Annotated in this window: 16 protein-coding genes; 9 read left to right on the top strand and 7 right to left on the bottom strand. The window is 61.2% G+C overall.

What is annotated here, in order from left to right:
• The first annotated feature begins 74 nt into the window (after positions 1–74).
• Positions 75–368, top strand: a complete 294-nt coding sequence (locus ATB98_RS28120) for an Lrp/AsnC ligand binding domain-containing protein (RefSeq protein WP_234886650.1) — start codon at positions 75–77, stop codon at positions 366–368.
• Here ATB98_RS28120 and ATB98_RS21315 read toward each other — a convergent pair.
• Entirely contained in the window at positions 272–745 is a 474-nt protein-coding gene (locus ATB98_RS21315) for an Lrp/AsnC family transcriptional regulator (RefSeq protein ID WP_066877448.1), read from the bottom strand. The genes ATB98_RS28120 and ATB98_RS21315 overlap by 97 nt on opposite strands.
• Before the next feature lie 371 nt (positions 746–1,116).
• Between ATB98_RS21315 and ATB98_RS21310 the strand changes: the two genes are divergently transcribed.
• From ATB98_RS21310 to eutC, 8 genes are all read left to right on the top strand, one after another.
• On the top strand, positions 1,117–2,517 hold the full coding sequence (locus ATB98_RS21310) for an aspartate aminotransferase family protein (RefSeq protein ID WP_066877134.1): 1,401 nt from the start codon (positions 1,117–1,119) through the stop codon (positions 2,515–2,517).
• A 16-nt stretch (positions 2,518–2,533) separates the two neighbouring features.
• Positions 2,534–3,313, top strand: coding sequence for an amino acid ABC transporter ATP-binding protein (locus ATB98_RS21305; RefSeq protein WP_066877446.1), 780 nt, complete (start codon positions 2,534–2,536; stop codon positions 3,311–3,313).
• A 35-nt stretch (positions 3,314–3,348) separates the two neighbouring features.
• Positions 3,349–4,164, top strand: coding sequence for a transporter substrate-binding domain-containing protein (locus tag ATB98_RS21300; RefSeq protein ID WP_066877132.1), 816 nt, complete (start codon positions 3,349–3,351; stop codon positions 4,162–4,164).
• Between the two features lie 60 nt (positions 4,165–4,224).
• Positions 4,225–4,938 (top strand): ABC transporter permease subunit, encoded by a 714-nt coding sequence (locus tag ATB98_RS21295; protein WP_066877130.1) that lies wholly within the window; start codon positions 4,225–4,227, stop codon positions 4,936–4,938.
• Between the two features lies 1 nt (position 4,939).
• Positions 4,940–5,620 carry an ABC transporter permease gene (locus ATB98_RS21290; RefSeq protein WP_066877128.1) on the top strand — a complete coding sequence of 227 codons (681 nt, stop codon included), beginning with the start codon at positions 4,940–4,942 and terminating at the stop codon, positions 5,618–5,620.
• Between the two features lie 23 nt (positions 5,621–5,643).
• The gene (locus ATB98_RS21285) at positions 5,644–5,997 is read left to right on the top strand and encodes a cupin domain-containing protein (protein ID WP_066877126.1); all 354 of its coding nucleotides are present in this window, start codon (positions 5,644–5,646) and stop codon (positions 5,995–5,997) included.
• 260 nt (positions 5,998–6,257) lie between these two features.
• Positions 6,258–7,223 carry a hydroxyectoine utilization dehydratase EutB gene (gene eutB, locus ATB98_RS21280; RefSeq protein WP_066877123.1) on the top strand — a complete coding sequence of 322 codons (966 nt, stop codon included), beginning with the start codon at positions 6,258–6,260 and terminating at the stop codon, positions 7,221–7,223.
• A 16-nt stretch (positions 7,224–7,239) separates the two neighbouring features.
• Complete coding sequence (gene eutC, locus ATB98_RS21275; RefSeq protein ID WP_066877122.1) at positions 7,240–8,235, top strand: ectoine utilization protein EutC; 996 nt, start codon at positions 7,240–7,242, stop codon at positions 8,233–8,235.
• Between the two features lie 277 nt (positions 8,236–8,512).
• On the opposite strand, the gene ltaE is transcribed toward eutC, so the two are convergent.
• From ltaE to ATB98_RS21245, 6 genes are all read right to left on the bottom strand, one after another.
• Entirely contained in the window at positions 8,513–9,547 is a 1,035-nt protein-coding gene (gene ltaE, locus ATB98_RS21270; RefSeq protein WP_066877119.1) for a low-specificity L-threonine aldolase, read from the bottom strand.
• Between the two features lie 410 nt (positions 9,548–9,957).
• Positions 9,958–10,794 (bottom strand): GNAT family N-acetyltransferase, encoded by an 837-nt coding sequence (locus ATB98_RS21265; RefSeq protein ID WP_066877117.1) that lies wholly within the window; start codon positions 10,792–10,794, stop codon positions 9,958–9,960.
• 293 nt (positions 10,795–11,087) lie between these two features.
• Positions 11,088–11,441, bottom strand: coding sequence for a cupin domain-containing protein (locus ATB98_RS21260; RefSeq protein WP_066877114.1), 354 nt, complete (start codon positions 11,439–11,441; stop codon positions 11,088–11,090).
• 129 nt (positions 11,442–11,570) lie between these two features.
• Positions 11,571–12,890 carry an NAD(P)/FAD-dependent oxidoreductase gene (locus ATB98_RS21255; RefSeq protein ID WP_066877112.1) on the bottom strand — a complete coding sequence of 440 codons (1,320 nt, stop codon included), beginning with the start codon at positions 12,888–12,890 and terminating at the stop codon, positions 11,571–11,573.
• Positions 12,891–12,919: 29 nt separating this feature from the next.
• The gene (locus ATB98_RS21250; RefSeq protein ID WP_066877110.1) at positions 12,920–13,345 is read right to left on the bottom strand and encodes a RidA family protein; all 426 of its coding nucleotides are present in this window, start codon (positions 13,343–13,345) and stop codon (positions 12,920–12,922) included.
• Positions 13,345–14,523 (bottom strand): DSD1 family PLP-dependent enzyme, encoded by a 1,179-nt coding sequence (locus ATB98_RS21245; protein ID WP_066877444.1) that lies wholly within the window; start codon positions 14,521–14,523, stop codon positions 13,345–13,347. Before ATB98_RS21245 ends, ATB98_RS21250 begins: the two co-directional genes overlap by 1 nt.
• Positions 14,524–14,552: the final 29 nt, after the last annotated feature.

The following is a 14,552-nucleotide window of genomic DNA, read 5'->3' as shown; positions in this document are numbered from 1 at the left end:
GATTATTGTCACCGAGCCTCGTCCGCTGACGAGACTCCGACCGCTCATGCAAAGGTCGTGGCAGCCGGGGGGCGCTGAGCCGACATCGCCCCGCCATCCAGAATAGAGAGCAAGTCATAGAATGCCACGTCATGTCGGGCGACTACGACTATCTCGTCAGGTTCGTGGCGATGGGAATACCAGTCGCTGATGGAGCGTTGTTCATCAAGCATTTGGCGAAACATCCGCAGTACCAGGCCGGCGACCTGGTTACCCCGATCCGAAGCAGAACTCAGAAGGCGGTAAGATCGATCGGCAATGCAAAGCCGACCTTCACTCTGTCCATGATCACCATAGTCTTGAATCCCTTGATGTCCGGGTTCTCATAGAAGAACTTTCGGGTGAACACCTCATAGTCCTCCATGCTTCGTGCGGTCACGATCAAGACGAAGTCCGACTCGCCGGTAATATAATAGCCGTTCATCACTTCCGGTGTTTGGCGGATCGACTGCTTGAAGCGGTCCACTATGTCGGCGCGTTCCCGCTCCAGGGACACGAGCACCAGCATCGCGATCGGCCGGCCGATCATCTTCGGCTTCACGATCGAGACATCCGCCTCGATGACACCCTGGTCCCTCAGGCGTCTTACACGTCTCTGCACGGCCGTCGGCGACAGCCCCACCATTTCACCGAGCGCCTCATAGTTGTGCCGGTTGTTTGTCTGCAAAACGCTCAGGAGGCGAGCGTCCAGCCTGTCGAGTTCCACCATACACTCCCCTATGCAGTTTATCTTCGCTTGAGCGCTGCAAAAGCAGGATTCCTGCGTGCGGGCCCCTCAGTCCGTTAAAATCGATCGCTCGGATGCACATAAGCTCTCGCTCATTGGACACGCCAATCCGAGAGAAAATATGCTGAATAATGGGCCGTCGGCGCTGAATGCGCTGAAAACAAGAAGCAATCCGACGCTTCTCCGCACCCGGGCTTTTGTCGCGGGGAGATGGCATGGGTCGGGTGGCGCCGCCGCAACGCGGCGACGCGTGCACCGATCCCTTTGGCTTTTGCAGCAATCGGCTCCCCAGAAGGCATTCATCAATCTTGAAACATGTGTTTCGGCGGTCGCCGCCTGAGGAAGTTGCAATGAAAACTGTTGTTGAAATAGGCGAAATGGACAGGCGATCTGTCCTGCATCCATTCACATATCTGAAGGACTACGCAGAAGGTGCGACCGCGCCGACCATTGTGGAAACCGGCAAGGGTGTTCGCATCAAGGATGCGAGCGGGCGCGAATATATCGATGGTTTCGCGGGTCTTTATTGCGTAAACGTCGGCTATGGCCGAACGGAGGTGGCCGAAGCCATCGCCCGTCAGGCGTACAAGCTGGCCTATTATCACTCCTACGCCGCCCATACCACGGAAGAACTCGCCCGGCTTTCCGATAGGCTCGTGAAAATGGCACCCGGGCGCATGTCCAAGGTCTTCTTTGGCCTTTCCGGGTCGGACGCCAACGAGACGCAAGCTAAGATCGTCTGGTATTACAACAATCTTCGCGGCAAGCCCGCGAAGAAGAAGATCATTGCGCGCGAACGGGGCTATCACGGCTGCTCCGTCGTGTCAGGCTCGATGACCGGGCTCAGCTTCTACCACGACCACATGGATCTGCCCGTAGCGGGCATACTGCGCACCGGCGTGCCCCATCATTATCGCGGCGCCTTACCGGGAGAGACCGAAGAGGCGTTTTCTGAACGTCGCGCGAATGAGCTTGAAGCGCTTATCCTGGCGGAAGGCCCGGAAACGGTGGCTGCATTCATCGCCGAACCGGTGCTCGGCACCGGAGGTATTATCCCGCCGCCGTCAGGCTACTGGCCAAGAATCCAGGCGGTACTGAAGAAGTACGACGTCCTGTTGATTGCTGACGAGGTGATCTGCGGTTTCGGCCGCACGGGGGCAATGTTCGGCTCCGATTTGTACGGCATGGTGCCTGACCTCGTCACGGTCGCGAAGGGGTTGACATCGGCATATGTGCCGCTTTCGGCCTCGATCGTGTCCGAACAGGTTTACGAGGTCATGCAGGAAGCTACGCCTCAAGTGGGCGCCTTCTCGCACGGCTACACCTATTCCGGCCACCCGATCGGCGCGGCAGCCGCAAACGCAGTGCTCGATATCGTGGAGCGCGACGACCTTCCCGGACAGGCGGCGAAGAAGGGGGCCTATCTCCTGGGCCGGCTCAAAGCCGAATTCGATCAGAACCCAATAGTCGGCGAAGTGCGCGGCGTGGGCATGATGGCGGCGATCGAATTTGTCCCGGACCGCGGCGCGAAAGTGCCATTCAGTCCGGAGTTGAAGGTAGGCGCGCGTATTTCGCAGGCCGCGCGCAACCGGAACCTCATCGCTCGCGCCATGCCCCATGGCGACATCCTTGGCTTCGCACCACCGCTCACCATGAGCGAAGCGGAGATCGACGAGATGGTCTTCATCGCCAAGGCTGCGGTGGATGAAGTCCTGCGCGAACTTTACGCGCAGGGTGCGGTGAAAGGCTGAGGATACGGCATTGGTGATGACGGCAAACGTGCTGAAGGTCCGTGAACTCTGCAAATCCTTTGGGCCGACCAAGGTTTTGAACGGCGTCAGCTTTCGAATGACAGAGGGCGAGGTCATTTCGCTCGTTGGATCGTCGGGTTCGGGCAAGAGCACGGCGCTACGCTGCGTGAATTTCCTTGAGACGCCCACCTCCGGTGAAATCGAGGTCATGGCGGACACCGTTTCGGCGGTCGTGGACGATCATGGCAAGACCGTGGTCCGCAGTGCTCACAACATTCACAACTTCCGCCGTCGCATCGGCATGGTGTTCCAGAATTTCAATCTGTGGCCGCACCAGACTGTGCTCGGCAACGTGACCCTGGCGCTGCTCTACGCGCTCGGAAAGAACAAGTGCGACGCGAAGGAGATCGCGCTCTCGGCACTTTCGAAGGTCGGCATGGCCGATTTTCGCGACCGATATCCCCATCAACTCTCCGGCGGCCAGCAACAGCGTGTCGCGATCGCCCGCGTGCTCGCGATGAGCCCGAAGATCATGCTTTTCGACGAACCCACCTCCGCGCTTGATCCGGAGCTGGTCGGGGAGGTTCTGAGGGTCATCAGAGGGCTCGCAGATGAGGGAGCCACCATCCTTCTCGTCACCCACGAGATGCGGTTCGCGAGAGATGTCTCGAACCGAATGATCTTCCTGCACAAAGGTGAAATTGAGCAGGACGGTACGCCGGAGGAATTGCTTCGCAACCCAGCGTCGGACGCTGTGGCGCGTTTCCTTTCCAGCGTGATGCCACTGGCCGCCTGACGGCCGCTATCAAACGAAAAAGAGGGGTAACTCCAATGTCGACAATCACGAAACTTCGCTCAGTTCTCGCATCCGGACTCTTCCTGGTCTCAGCCGTGGCATCGCACGCCGAAGAAGGCGTACTGCGGATCGGCACTGAAGGAGACGCGCCGCTGTTCAGCATGGCCGACGCCAACGGTAACGTTACCGGCTTCGATGCCGACATAGCGAACGGCATCTGCGCTGAACTCAAGTTGAAGTGCAAGTTCGTTGTCCAATCCTTCAGCACGCTCGTGCCTTCCATGGACAGCGACCGGTTCGACGTCATCATCTCCGGTCTGGGCATCACGGCGGAACGCCAGAAGAAAATCGACTACTCCATTCCGTATGCCACCACGCCCCTCTATTTCGTTGTGGCGAAGGACTCTCCCCTTGCCGGTCTCAAGAGCCTGGATGAGATCGTAAAGGCGCTCGACGGCAAGAGCCTCGGAGTGGTGACTGGAACCACATACGCCAGATTCATCCAAAAGCACGTCCCCGGCGCAGATCTGAAAACCTACGACGCAACGACGCAGCAGACGGCTGACCTCGCTGCCGGCCGTCTTGACGCCGCCTTCGGCGATTCCCCGACCTGGGCGGATTTCCTCGCCACTCCGGACGGGACAGGGTTCACCCGGGTGGACGTCAAGATCATGGCGATGGACGATCCGGCGTCGCTCGGCCACGGCATGGGCGTCGGCATGCGCAAGGGCAATGCCGAGCTCAAGGCAAAACTGGATGCGGCGCTCTGCAAGATGATCACAGAAGGCAAGGTGAAGAATGCCAGCCTTCGCTGGTTCAAGGACGATTACACCATTCCCTGCACGAAGTGAGGCTGAGATCGACACGTCGTCGCGGCCGAAGTCGCGACGACGTCACGGGAGATATGTCCGATGTCTTTTGACCTATGGGTTCTTCTGGTCGAGCAGGGGTGGGGATTTGCCCTTCTCCGCGGTGCCACGGTGACACTGGCGGTCGGCCTCCTCGGGATGCTCGCCGGGGTTATCGTGGCGGTGCCGCTGGCCCTTTTGCGATGGCGACGCCTTCCCCTATTCTCGCAAGCGGTGGACGGCTACAGCATTCTTGTTCGCGGCGTCCCTGGGCTGCTCGTCATCTACCTCTTGTTCTTCGGCTCGATCGAGTGGGTTCAGAGGCTGGCAACGGCTTTCGGATACCAGAATAGCGCCGACAGCGCTTACCCCTTCGTCATCGGCGTTGTCGCGATCGCGGCCATATCATGTGCCTATTCGATCGAGGTGTTCCGCGGCGCGCTCGAGGCCGTGCCGGTAGGCTTGCTGGAAGCAGCAAAATCGCTTGCCCTGCCGCGCTACGTCACCTTCTTCCACGTCACGCTGCCTATCGCTCTGCGACTGGCGCTCGGCGGCCTCAACAATGTTTGGCAGATGACCATCAAGGACACCTCGCTGGTGTCGGTCGTGGGCATGCAGGAATTGATGCGCTCCGCGGCCATCGCGGCCGGGATTACGCGCTCTCCGCTGTTGTTCTACTGCGCTGCTGCCGGGATGTTCTTTGCGCTGACGGCAATCAGCCAGGCGCTCTTCAGTCATACGGAGCGGTTCTTCAACCGCGGCTTCAGTCGGGGATAAGATGGAACTGGATCTTGTCACATACGCGGTTCCGTTCCTCTTGGCAGGCGCCAAGACGACCTTGCTGATCAGCGTCTTCGGCGTCGCTCTCGGATTGCCGTTCGGCATTGCATTGGCCGTCATCCGCGCATCCAAGAACCGGATGTTGAGCAGGAGCGCGGATATCTACTGCGCGGTCTTTCGCGGCACGCCGATGCTGGTGCAGATCTTCGTGATCTACTATGGGCTGGGCCAGATCAGCGCCATTCGCAGCAACCCGGTGATCTGGTGGATCGTCGGCCACAGCCTGCATGCGGCGATCCTGGCCGTCGTACTCAACACCGGTGCCTATACGGCGGAAATCTTCCGTACCGCACTCCTTTCCCTTCCGCGGGGTCTGATCGAGGCATCGCAAGCCTGCGGCCTGTCGGTGTGGGCCACCTTTCGCCATGTGAAGTTTCCGCTGGCGGTCAGGCAAGCCTTGCCTGCCTATAGCAGCGAAGTGGCCATCATCGTCAAGGAATCGAGCCTCGCATCGACGATCACGGTGCTCGAGATCACAGGCTATGCCAAACGGTTGATGAGCGAAACCTTTGCCATCATGGACATCTTCATCATCACATCGGCGTTTTACCTGATGATGAACGTGATCAGCTTAACTTCTCTAAAGCTGATCGAGAGAAAACTGTCTTTCGGAAAATAAACGTTACAGTAGAAAGGTGATATATGTCAAAACTGACCTTCATCGACCAGAACAATCTCCCGACGCCGCGAAAGGGAGCCCCGCCACCCGAGCGGCTGGTCGACGGTGAGCCGCAGTTCCTTGCCTGGGACATCGCCGCGACCGCAGATGGAAAGATGCGGACGGGCGTATGGGAGGCAACTCCGGGCGCCTACCGTTCGATCAAGGGCGAAACCTTCGAATTCTGCGTCATCCTTTCCGGCGTGTCCGAACTCACTGAGGATGGAGGCGAACCCCGCCGGATCAGCGCCGGTGATGCTTTTGTGATGCATCCGGGCTTCCTCGGCACATGGCGGGTTATCGAGACCACGCGCAAACTTTGGGTCGCGCGCGACTGAGCGCGTCGAAATCCTTCGCAAATCGGTGAAGTGCGCGCGACCGCCATCTTTGTGAAAGGCGGCGCGCGCAACGACCTGGCCTGCTAGCAGGCTACCGATTGGATGACGTCTCAACTGGCTGTTCGCCGGTGCCATCGACTCGGTGCAGTACTATGAACTGGGCCGCCGCGCCGAGTCGCTGAGCACCTCCGATAAGGGGAGCCGGTACGCGACCACTCCGTCGATCATGACCGGTTTTGAAGCAGGTGAAATATAACGCAATGATTAGCCAAGACCTGATCGAGCAGGCACGTGAGCGCATCGCCAGTCACGTCCTCCGTACTCCTCTAACGCGATCGACGTCACTGTCCGAACGCATCGGCGCGCAGGTCAGCCTGAAGCTCGAGCATCGCCAATTGACCGGTAGCTTCAAGCTCCGGGGTGCGACAAATGCAGTTCTTCAACTCAGCCGATTGGAGCGCGATCGCGGCGTCATCGCAGCCTCAACCGGCAATCACGGAAGAGCACTCTCCCATGCTGCCCGGGCAGTCGGTTCTTGCGCGACCATCTGCATGTCGCGTCTGGTGCCGGAAAACAAGGTCTCGGAAATCCGACGGCTCGGCGCAACTATACGCATAGTGGGTTCTTCGCAGGACGACGCACAAGAGGAAGTCGAGCGGCTGGTTGCAGAAGATGGGCTCAGCATGATCCCGCCTTTCGATCATCCCCACGTCATCGCCGGCCAGGGAACGGTCGGGCTCGAAATCGTCGAGGAGGTGCCAGAGGTCGCGACCGTTCTCGTTCCTCTCTCTGGAGGTGGGTTGGCCGCAGGCGTCGCGGCAGCCGTAAAGGCCATGCGGCCCGAGGCCAAGGTAATCGGCGTCACCATGGATCGGGGGGCAGCCATGAAGGCTAGCATCGACGCCGGCCATCCGGTGCAAGTGAAGGAGTATCGCAGCCTGGCCGACTCGCTCGGCGGCGGAATCGGGTTGGGCAACGGCTGGACTTTTCGGATGTGCAAAGCCCTTCTCGACGACATCGTCCTCGTCAACGAAGGCGCGATAGCTGCCGGTATCCGGCACGCTTACGAGCACGAGCGTGAGCTCGTCGAGGGCGCTGGCGCAGTCGGTATCGCGGCGCTGCTTTCCGGCAAGCTGGCTCATCCCAAAGGCCCGGTAGCAGTCATATTGTCGGGCCAGAATATCGACATGACGTTGCATCGAAAAATCATCAACGGAACCATATAGCGACTGAGGTGGCGTGATGCCTGTTATCAGAATACTTACTGAGCCTGAGCTCAGACAGATCATCCCGCTCGACGCCGATGCGGTCAAATGCACGGAAGGCGCGTTTCGCGCGCTGGCGGTCGACAAACAGGTGGAGATGCCGCCCATTCTGCGTCTGGATGTGCCGGAGAGCAGGGGCGAAGTCGATGTGAAAACCGCCTATATTCCAGGCTTGAGCGGGTTCGCGATCAAGATCAGCCCCGGCTTCTTCGACAATCCGAAGCTCGGCCTTCCGAGTACAAACGGGATGATGGTCTTGCTTTCAAGCAAAACCGGGCTGGTTCAGGCACTGCTTCTCGACAATGGTTACCTAACCGACGTCAGGACAGCCGCCGCCGGTGCAGTCGCGGCAAAACACCTGTCGCGACACGATGCTTCGATCGCAACCGTCTTCGGCGCCGGTGTTCAGGCGAGATTGCAGCTCCAAGCGCTCACTCTGGTGAGACCGATCCAGGAAGTCCGTATTTGGGCGCGTGATCACTCCAAGGCGGAGGCGCTCGTCGATCAATTGAAGCTCGACCACGGCGTGCCGGTTACTGCATTCGCCGATCCGAAGGAGGCAGTATCGGGTTCCCATGTCATCGTGACGACGACACCCGCGGACCGGCCGATCCTAGATGCCTCCTGGCTTGAACCCGGGCAGCATGTCACAGCCATGGGCTCCGACGCTGAACATAAAAACGAGATCGATCCGATGGCGATTGCGCGCGCAGATATTTATGTGGCGGACAGCCTGAAGCAGACGCGGAGGCTCGGGGAGCTTCATCATGCAATAGAGGCTGGGGTGGTTGCGAGCGACGCGGATTTTCCGGAACTCGGCCACATCATTGCAGGCGCGAAGGTCGGACGTAGTCGCGATGCGGACATCACAATAGCCGATCTTACCGGTACAGGTGTTCAGGACACTGCAATTGCCACCTTGGCCTTTCAGCGCGCTGAGGAACTCAGTGCCGGCAAAATGTTCGAGTGCTGAGCCGGTCGTGCCTTTGCGTCGCGCTCAAGTTCGGGCACCCACCGACTGCGGGCTCAAAGGTGACCACAAAGATCGCAACAAGGAAGCATCGTCGCTGCGGAAAACCGTGCAGCTGAACTCGCGACATCGTTAAAGCCTGATACCAAGGTGGGCTGATTCCGACCTAAGAGACCGTTTGCTGGCGAGGAGGAGTGGCGAAGGCGATGTCGTGCATCGTCGAGCCGCTCCGACGAGGCCCAGCGGGCGGAATAGACAACCCTGCGGGCGAGCTTGTGGCTCACGTCCGGCCCTCAGCGATGTCGCGCACTGCCGCGATGGCCTCGTCGACAGCGGCACGGTTCACATCGAGATGGGTGACCCAGCGCATTCGCCCACCAGGCCAGAAACTCGCCGCGATGCCGAGCTCACGTAGCGCCTCGGACAGCCGGGTCGCCAGATCGGGCGCGAGCTCGACAAAGACCACGTTGGACTGCGGCGGGGTCACCTTCATCCCCTCGATTCCCGCAAATGCTTGCGCAAGCACCCGAGCATTGGCGTGGTCCTCGACCAGCCGGTCGACGTGATGGTCGAGCGCGTACAGCCCAGCCGCTGCAATTATTCCTGCCTGCCGCATCCCTCCGCCGAGCATCTTGCGCAACCGGCGGGCGCGCGCGATCAAGGGAGCATCCCCGACCAGTACCGATCCGAGCGGCGCACCTAGCCCCTTCGACAGGCACAGCGACACGCTGTCGTAGCCATCGGCCAGGCAGCCGACGTCAACGCCGAGCGCCGCGGCCGCGTTGAACAGCCGCGCACCGTCGAGATGGGTGGCGAGCTTCCGCTCCCGCGCGAAGTCGGCAACCTCGGCCAGATGATCGCGCGGCAGGACCCGCCCGGCAAACGTGTTCTCAATGGTTACCAGTCGCGTGATCGCAAAATGCGGATCGTCGTCCTTCACCGCGGCGTGAAGGTCCTCGAGGGGGATCGTGCCGTCGGCGCGCACCGGCAAGGGCTGCGGCTGGACCGAGCCCAGCACCGCAGCGCCTCCGGCTTCCCACAGATAGGTATGAGCGCCGGTTGCGCAGAGAAATTCCTCGCCGCGCTGGCAATGGCTCATGATCGCAGCGAGATTGGACATGGTGCCGGTTGGCACGAACAGTCCGGCTTCCTTGCCGAGGAGTGCGGCAAGTCGGGCCTCGAGCGCCTTGACCGTGGGGTCGTCGCCCAGGACATCGTCGCCCACCTCGGCGGCAGCCATCGCCGCTCGCATGCCAAGGGTCGGACGAGTGACCGTATCGGAACGGAAATCGAGGCGGATGACAGGGGTTTGCATAGTCCAGATCCATCGTTGCGGCTGCCTGGTGATACACCCCAGCGACCGCACCGGACTATCGAATTTTGCTGACGGCTTTTGGTGATGCAGGTTCACCAATAAGGCCATCAGTAGTTCTGGTTTGATAGGTGCAGCGACGGACTATTGTGACCGGGAACTAATACCAGCACGAGAGCGGCGGAGAAGTCTTTCTAAAAAGCGGCCGCCTCGAGATCGCGGTCGACGCAGCGGAAAGGCCGCAGCGGCTTGGAAGGCGGGCTCGCCGCGGCGTCGCTCAGACCGTCTGATGAAGTGGTTTCACCTTGTGGGGCGACCCGGCAGGGGAGGACTGTCGGTCGGCAATGCCCAAAATGCTTGGGCGGATTATTCGCTCCAAGCTCGTGCTTCCGGCAGTATCCCCGGGAGATCAGTCAGCCGAGCGCCTGGCTGGCCAGGACGAAAGTTCGAACCTGCGGCGTTTGCGATTCGCCTGTAGCACCCCGAACCATCGCAATCACTCCACCCTCGTGAACCAGCCCCCAGCCTTCGAGCCACGACGAAAGGCAGCTCTGTTCAGGGACGTCGATGCGCACGAACCGACCCTCCTTGCCGGAGAGGATAAAGGCAATCAAATCCCTCGCCTGTTCGGCGTTTTCGGCCACGACTGGCCCGACGACTTCGCCCATCCCGAAAGGTCGCGTAGCCGCGAAGGCGACGATATTGTCACCGTTCCGGACAACGGCAAACGGCCCCTCTTTCGCCAGCGCATCGTGGAGCGCGTCGCGATCGGCGCCGAAAGCCGCACGGTCGAGCGCTTTGATTGCCGGCATGGCGTCGGCCCCGATCCACTCAACATTTTCGGGAGCACCAACTCGTCCAACAACACCCTGGTGGCGGACGATTTGATGCGTCGCAACGAAGCCCAGCTTCTCGTAAAGAGGTAAGCCGTCACTCGTGGCCGTCAAACGGCATTCCCGATCCCCGGCGAGGTCGATCACGGCGGTGGTCAGTTGTCGTCCCAGTCCCCGGCCACGCTGGCTTTCGTCGACAATGATCATGTTGATGGCTGAGCAGGTGTCGCCGAAGGGAGTCATGAGAGCCGTGCCCACCACACGGTCACCCGCGAGCGCAACGCGTCCCTCGCTTATCGACCAAATCAATTTCCAGTCTTCTCTCCTGTGCGCCCAGCCCGCTGCCCGCGACAGCGCCAGAGCACCATCCAGATGGTGAGCCTCGAAAGGCGCGAGAGTGACCGTTTCCGTTCGCATGGGTTGATCCATTTCGTTGGTCTCTAAGCTCACCTAGGAACAGCAGAGAAGGGCTGTCGCAAAACCGGGTGAAGCGTTGAAGAGCCTCAGGCTGTACCGCGACAGCAGCGATGCACGAGCCCTTGAAGCGGTTTTCGCTGCGAGCGCGAACCGGATTTGCAAGACGGCGTGGGCGGACAAACCGCCCATCCGATTTCGGGATTGAGCCGATCGAAGGGCGTGTCTGCCGGATCGCGTTTTGCCCTGGAATCAGGAACTATGCACGTCGAACCAGCATCCCCTCGCTCGAATGATCAGGTGACCGTGACGAAGATTTTCCGCACCGTCTCGATTGTCTTCCAAACCCCGACATAGCCGGGCTTCATCACGAAGCTGTCGCCCGCGCGATAGATGACCGGCTCCTTACCCTTCTCGGTCAACTCGATCACACCATGGACGAGGTGGCAAAATTCAAACGTTTCGCCCTTGATGGAGTGCGTCTCACCGGGCGTCGCCTCGAAAACGCCGGTATTGACTCTGCCCTCCTTGGCGGTGTCCTGCAACCAGGTCTTGAAAGCGGGGCTGCCGGCGATCAGGCGATCCGGCTCGGCAGTCCTATGCTTCGGTTCAAACGATGGATTCGGGTCGATGGTTTTCAGTAGTGACATCTGGTTCTCCATTTTCTTAGCTGAGTGAATGGCTCGGCGTGGTCGTCAGGAAACCGATGCATCGCAGTGCATTCTCCTCGGCCCCTGCTGCGCGTCGCCATGACGGCTTGCTCCTGGTCTGCTCGGCGATCAGATTCCTCCGACTTTGACCTTCGAACCGTCAACGAAACGCGACAGGCGGAAGGGGCTGGGGTCCACGCAGGGCGTATCATTGGCCACCAGGTCGGCCGCGAGCCGGCCGATGCCCGGCCCGAGGCCGAAGCCGTGGCCGGAACCGCCCGCGGCGATGTAAAGGCCTTTCACATCGGCCGGCGAGATGACCGGCACCGCGTCTGGCGTGCAATCCACATAGGCTCCCCAACTGTCGGCGATTTCGATGCCCTTCAGTGCAGGGAACTGCTTTGTGACACCTTTCAGAATAGCCGCCATCGTCCGGCGGCTCGGCGCCGGGTCGAGAACGCGCATCCGCTCGAACGGCGACGTCGTGTCGCTGTTCCAGCGAGCGAATGCCTCCGGACCATGAAAGAAGGACCCGCCGATACCTATTTGCACCGCTTTCAGACGCATCAGGAACATCGGCATGAACCAGCGGGCGTAGCGAATGCCTTGCGGGGTGATGTCGAGCATCGCCCTGCCGCTGATCGCAAGCGTGTAGCTGCCATCCAACCGGCGGGTCAGCGCGCACTCCGGCGTATAGATCGCTTCACCCAGATTCGCGGTCGGCCTTGTACGAAGCGCCGTCTGGCGCACGCTCGCCTGCGGAAACAGGACGCCGTATTGGCGACAAAACATCGACGTCCAGGCGCCGCCGGCGCAGAGGACGGCTTGTGTCCGGATGAGCCCCTTTTCGGTGATCACCCCGGCCACCGCACCGTTGACCAGCTCGAGGCCCCGGGCAGCGCATTCCTGGTGGATCGTCGCCCCGAATTTGCGGGCGCCGTTCGCGATCGTCGGCGCGGCGATGGCGGGTTCGCCCTTGCCGTCATCGATCGAATGGACGCCGCCGAGCCATTGGCGGCCTTTCGCCGGAATTGCCGCAGCCGCTTCCTTGGCGCTCAGCATCTTCGTATTGACGTCAAAAGGGCGGGCCAACTCACGCCATGCTTCCCATTCCGCCAGCTGCTGGGGATTGTCCGTGGCGTAGAGCAAACCGCAGCGGCGAAAGCCGACGTCCTCACCGATCTTCGCCGCAAACTCATCCCAAGCTTGCAAAGCGATGCCCGAGAGCGGCAGTTCGCGGGCATCCCGATTCTGCCGCCGGCACCAACCCCAGTTGCGGCTCGACTGCTCGCCACCGACATGGCCTTTTTCGACCAGGGCGACGGACAGTCCCCGCTCCGCGAGAAAGAATGCCGCCGTAGCACCAATGATGCCGCCGCCGATGACGACGACATCCGCCTTGGCGGGAAGCTCTTGATCGCTGTGTATGCGTTTGACGATTGGAGACATGGGGGTTGACCTGAACTCTGGCGGCCGATCTATACGGCGCTGTTTCCTGCCCCTCCGGCAGGAGCATCTGAGGCAATGACGGCTATCGCATCGACTTCGACGAGATAGCCATAGTGAAGTTCCGGCACCGGAACGACGGTGCGAGCCGGGCGGGAATCCCCCAGTCGCGCCGCATAAACCTGGTTGAAGCGAGGCCAATTGGCCACGCCGACGATGTAGGCCGTCACCCTGACGAGATCGGCCGGGGTTCCGCCTGCGGCTTCCAGGATCGCCAGCAGGTTGTCGAGCGCCTGCCCCGCCTGGGTCTCGAAGCTGTCGTCCGCCAGGGCCTCTCCACCCGGTCGGATCGGTAGCTGACCCGAAATGTAGAGGTGCTGACCGACGAGCTTCGCTTGTGAGTAGTGGCCCGCCGGGCTTGGTACTCGATCGGTGTTCACAGTCTTGGACTCGGGCATCACCAGCCTCCGAAGCGGGTCCAGCGGGTCTCGACAGCGTGCGAGCGGCCGCGGACCACGTGATAGGTTTCGTGCTGCGCAGCGGTCGCGCAGGCGTGGTTTGGCAGGATCCGTACCCGGTCTCCGACCGCGAGATCCGGGAGCCGTGCATCCGACCCGGGGCGCACCGCTATGATTCCATGTTCCTGGTTCGCGTCGGAAACGATGATGTCATGATACGGCGTGCCATCCACGTCACAGACCAGCCCATAGCCCTGGTCGACGGCCTGCTTGCCAGTGCCACGGTCCCGCGACAGCGACATCCATCCGCCATCTGTTATGATCCAGCCTTTCTCGCGCTGGTGTCCGATGACGGTCGCAAGCACGCTGAGCGCGATGTCGTCGATTTGGCAAACACCAAGCCCCGCCATCACCAGGTCGAAGAAGACGAAGACGCCTGCGCGGACTTCCGTCACTCCAGCGAGATCCGTCGCGTGATGGGCCGTCGGCGTCGAGCCGACGCTGACGACCGGGCAGGGCAGCCCCGCGGTCCGCAGGATGCGCGCGGCCTCGACGACGGCCAATCGTTCCGTCTCCGCGTAAAGCCGCAGCGCCTCGACGCCTCCGCCCTTATAGCTGTCGCCGGCATGGGTGAGCACGCCACGCAGCTCGGCACCTTCCGTCAACGCCCGCCCGATTTCCACCAGCTGTGGCTGATCAGTCGGTCGCACACCGGAGCGGTGGCCGTCGCAGTCGATCTCGATCATGGCCGGGATGGGCGCTCCGGTCCGCCGGGACGCCTCGGCCACCGCCCGTGCCTGCTGAACAGTATCCAGGGTAACTACGAGATCGACGCCGCTCGCCCGCAGCTCCGCGACACGCTCGAGCTTGGCTGGAGCGATGCCGACTGCATAGATCATGTCACGGACGCCTGCCGCCGCGAACTGTTCAGCCTCCTTCAGGGTGGAGACGGTCGCAGGCCCCTCCGGCGAGCTCATCACCCGCCGTGCCACTTCGACCGACTTGGCGGTCTTCAAATGCGGCCGGAGTGACACGCCCATGGCGTCAAGTCGGCTCCTGAGCCGCTGAACATTCCTGTCCATACGGTCGGCGTCCAGGACCAAGCAGGGTGTTTCCAGGTCCTCGAGGCTTGTCGAGGCGGCCAGCCGGGATATGGGGTCGGTCGTCGCTAGGACCATCATCTGATCTCCAATTCGGGATTTCACCT

It is taken from the genome of Sinorhizobium saheli (genome assembly GCF_001651875.1).
GTDB classification, from domain to species: domain Bacteria; phylum Pseudomonadota; class Alphaproteobacteria; order Rhizobiales; family Rhizobiaceae; genus Sinorhizobium; species Sinorhizobium saheli.
The sequence above is the reverse complement of the archived record's forward strand: the minus strand, read 5'-3'. Positions and strand labels throughout refer to the sequence as shown.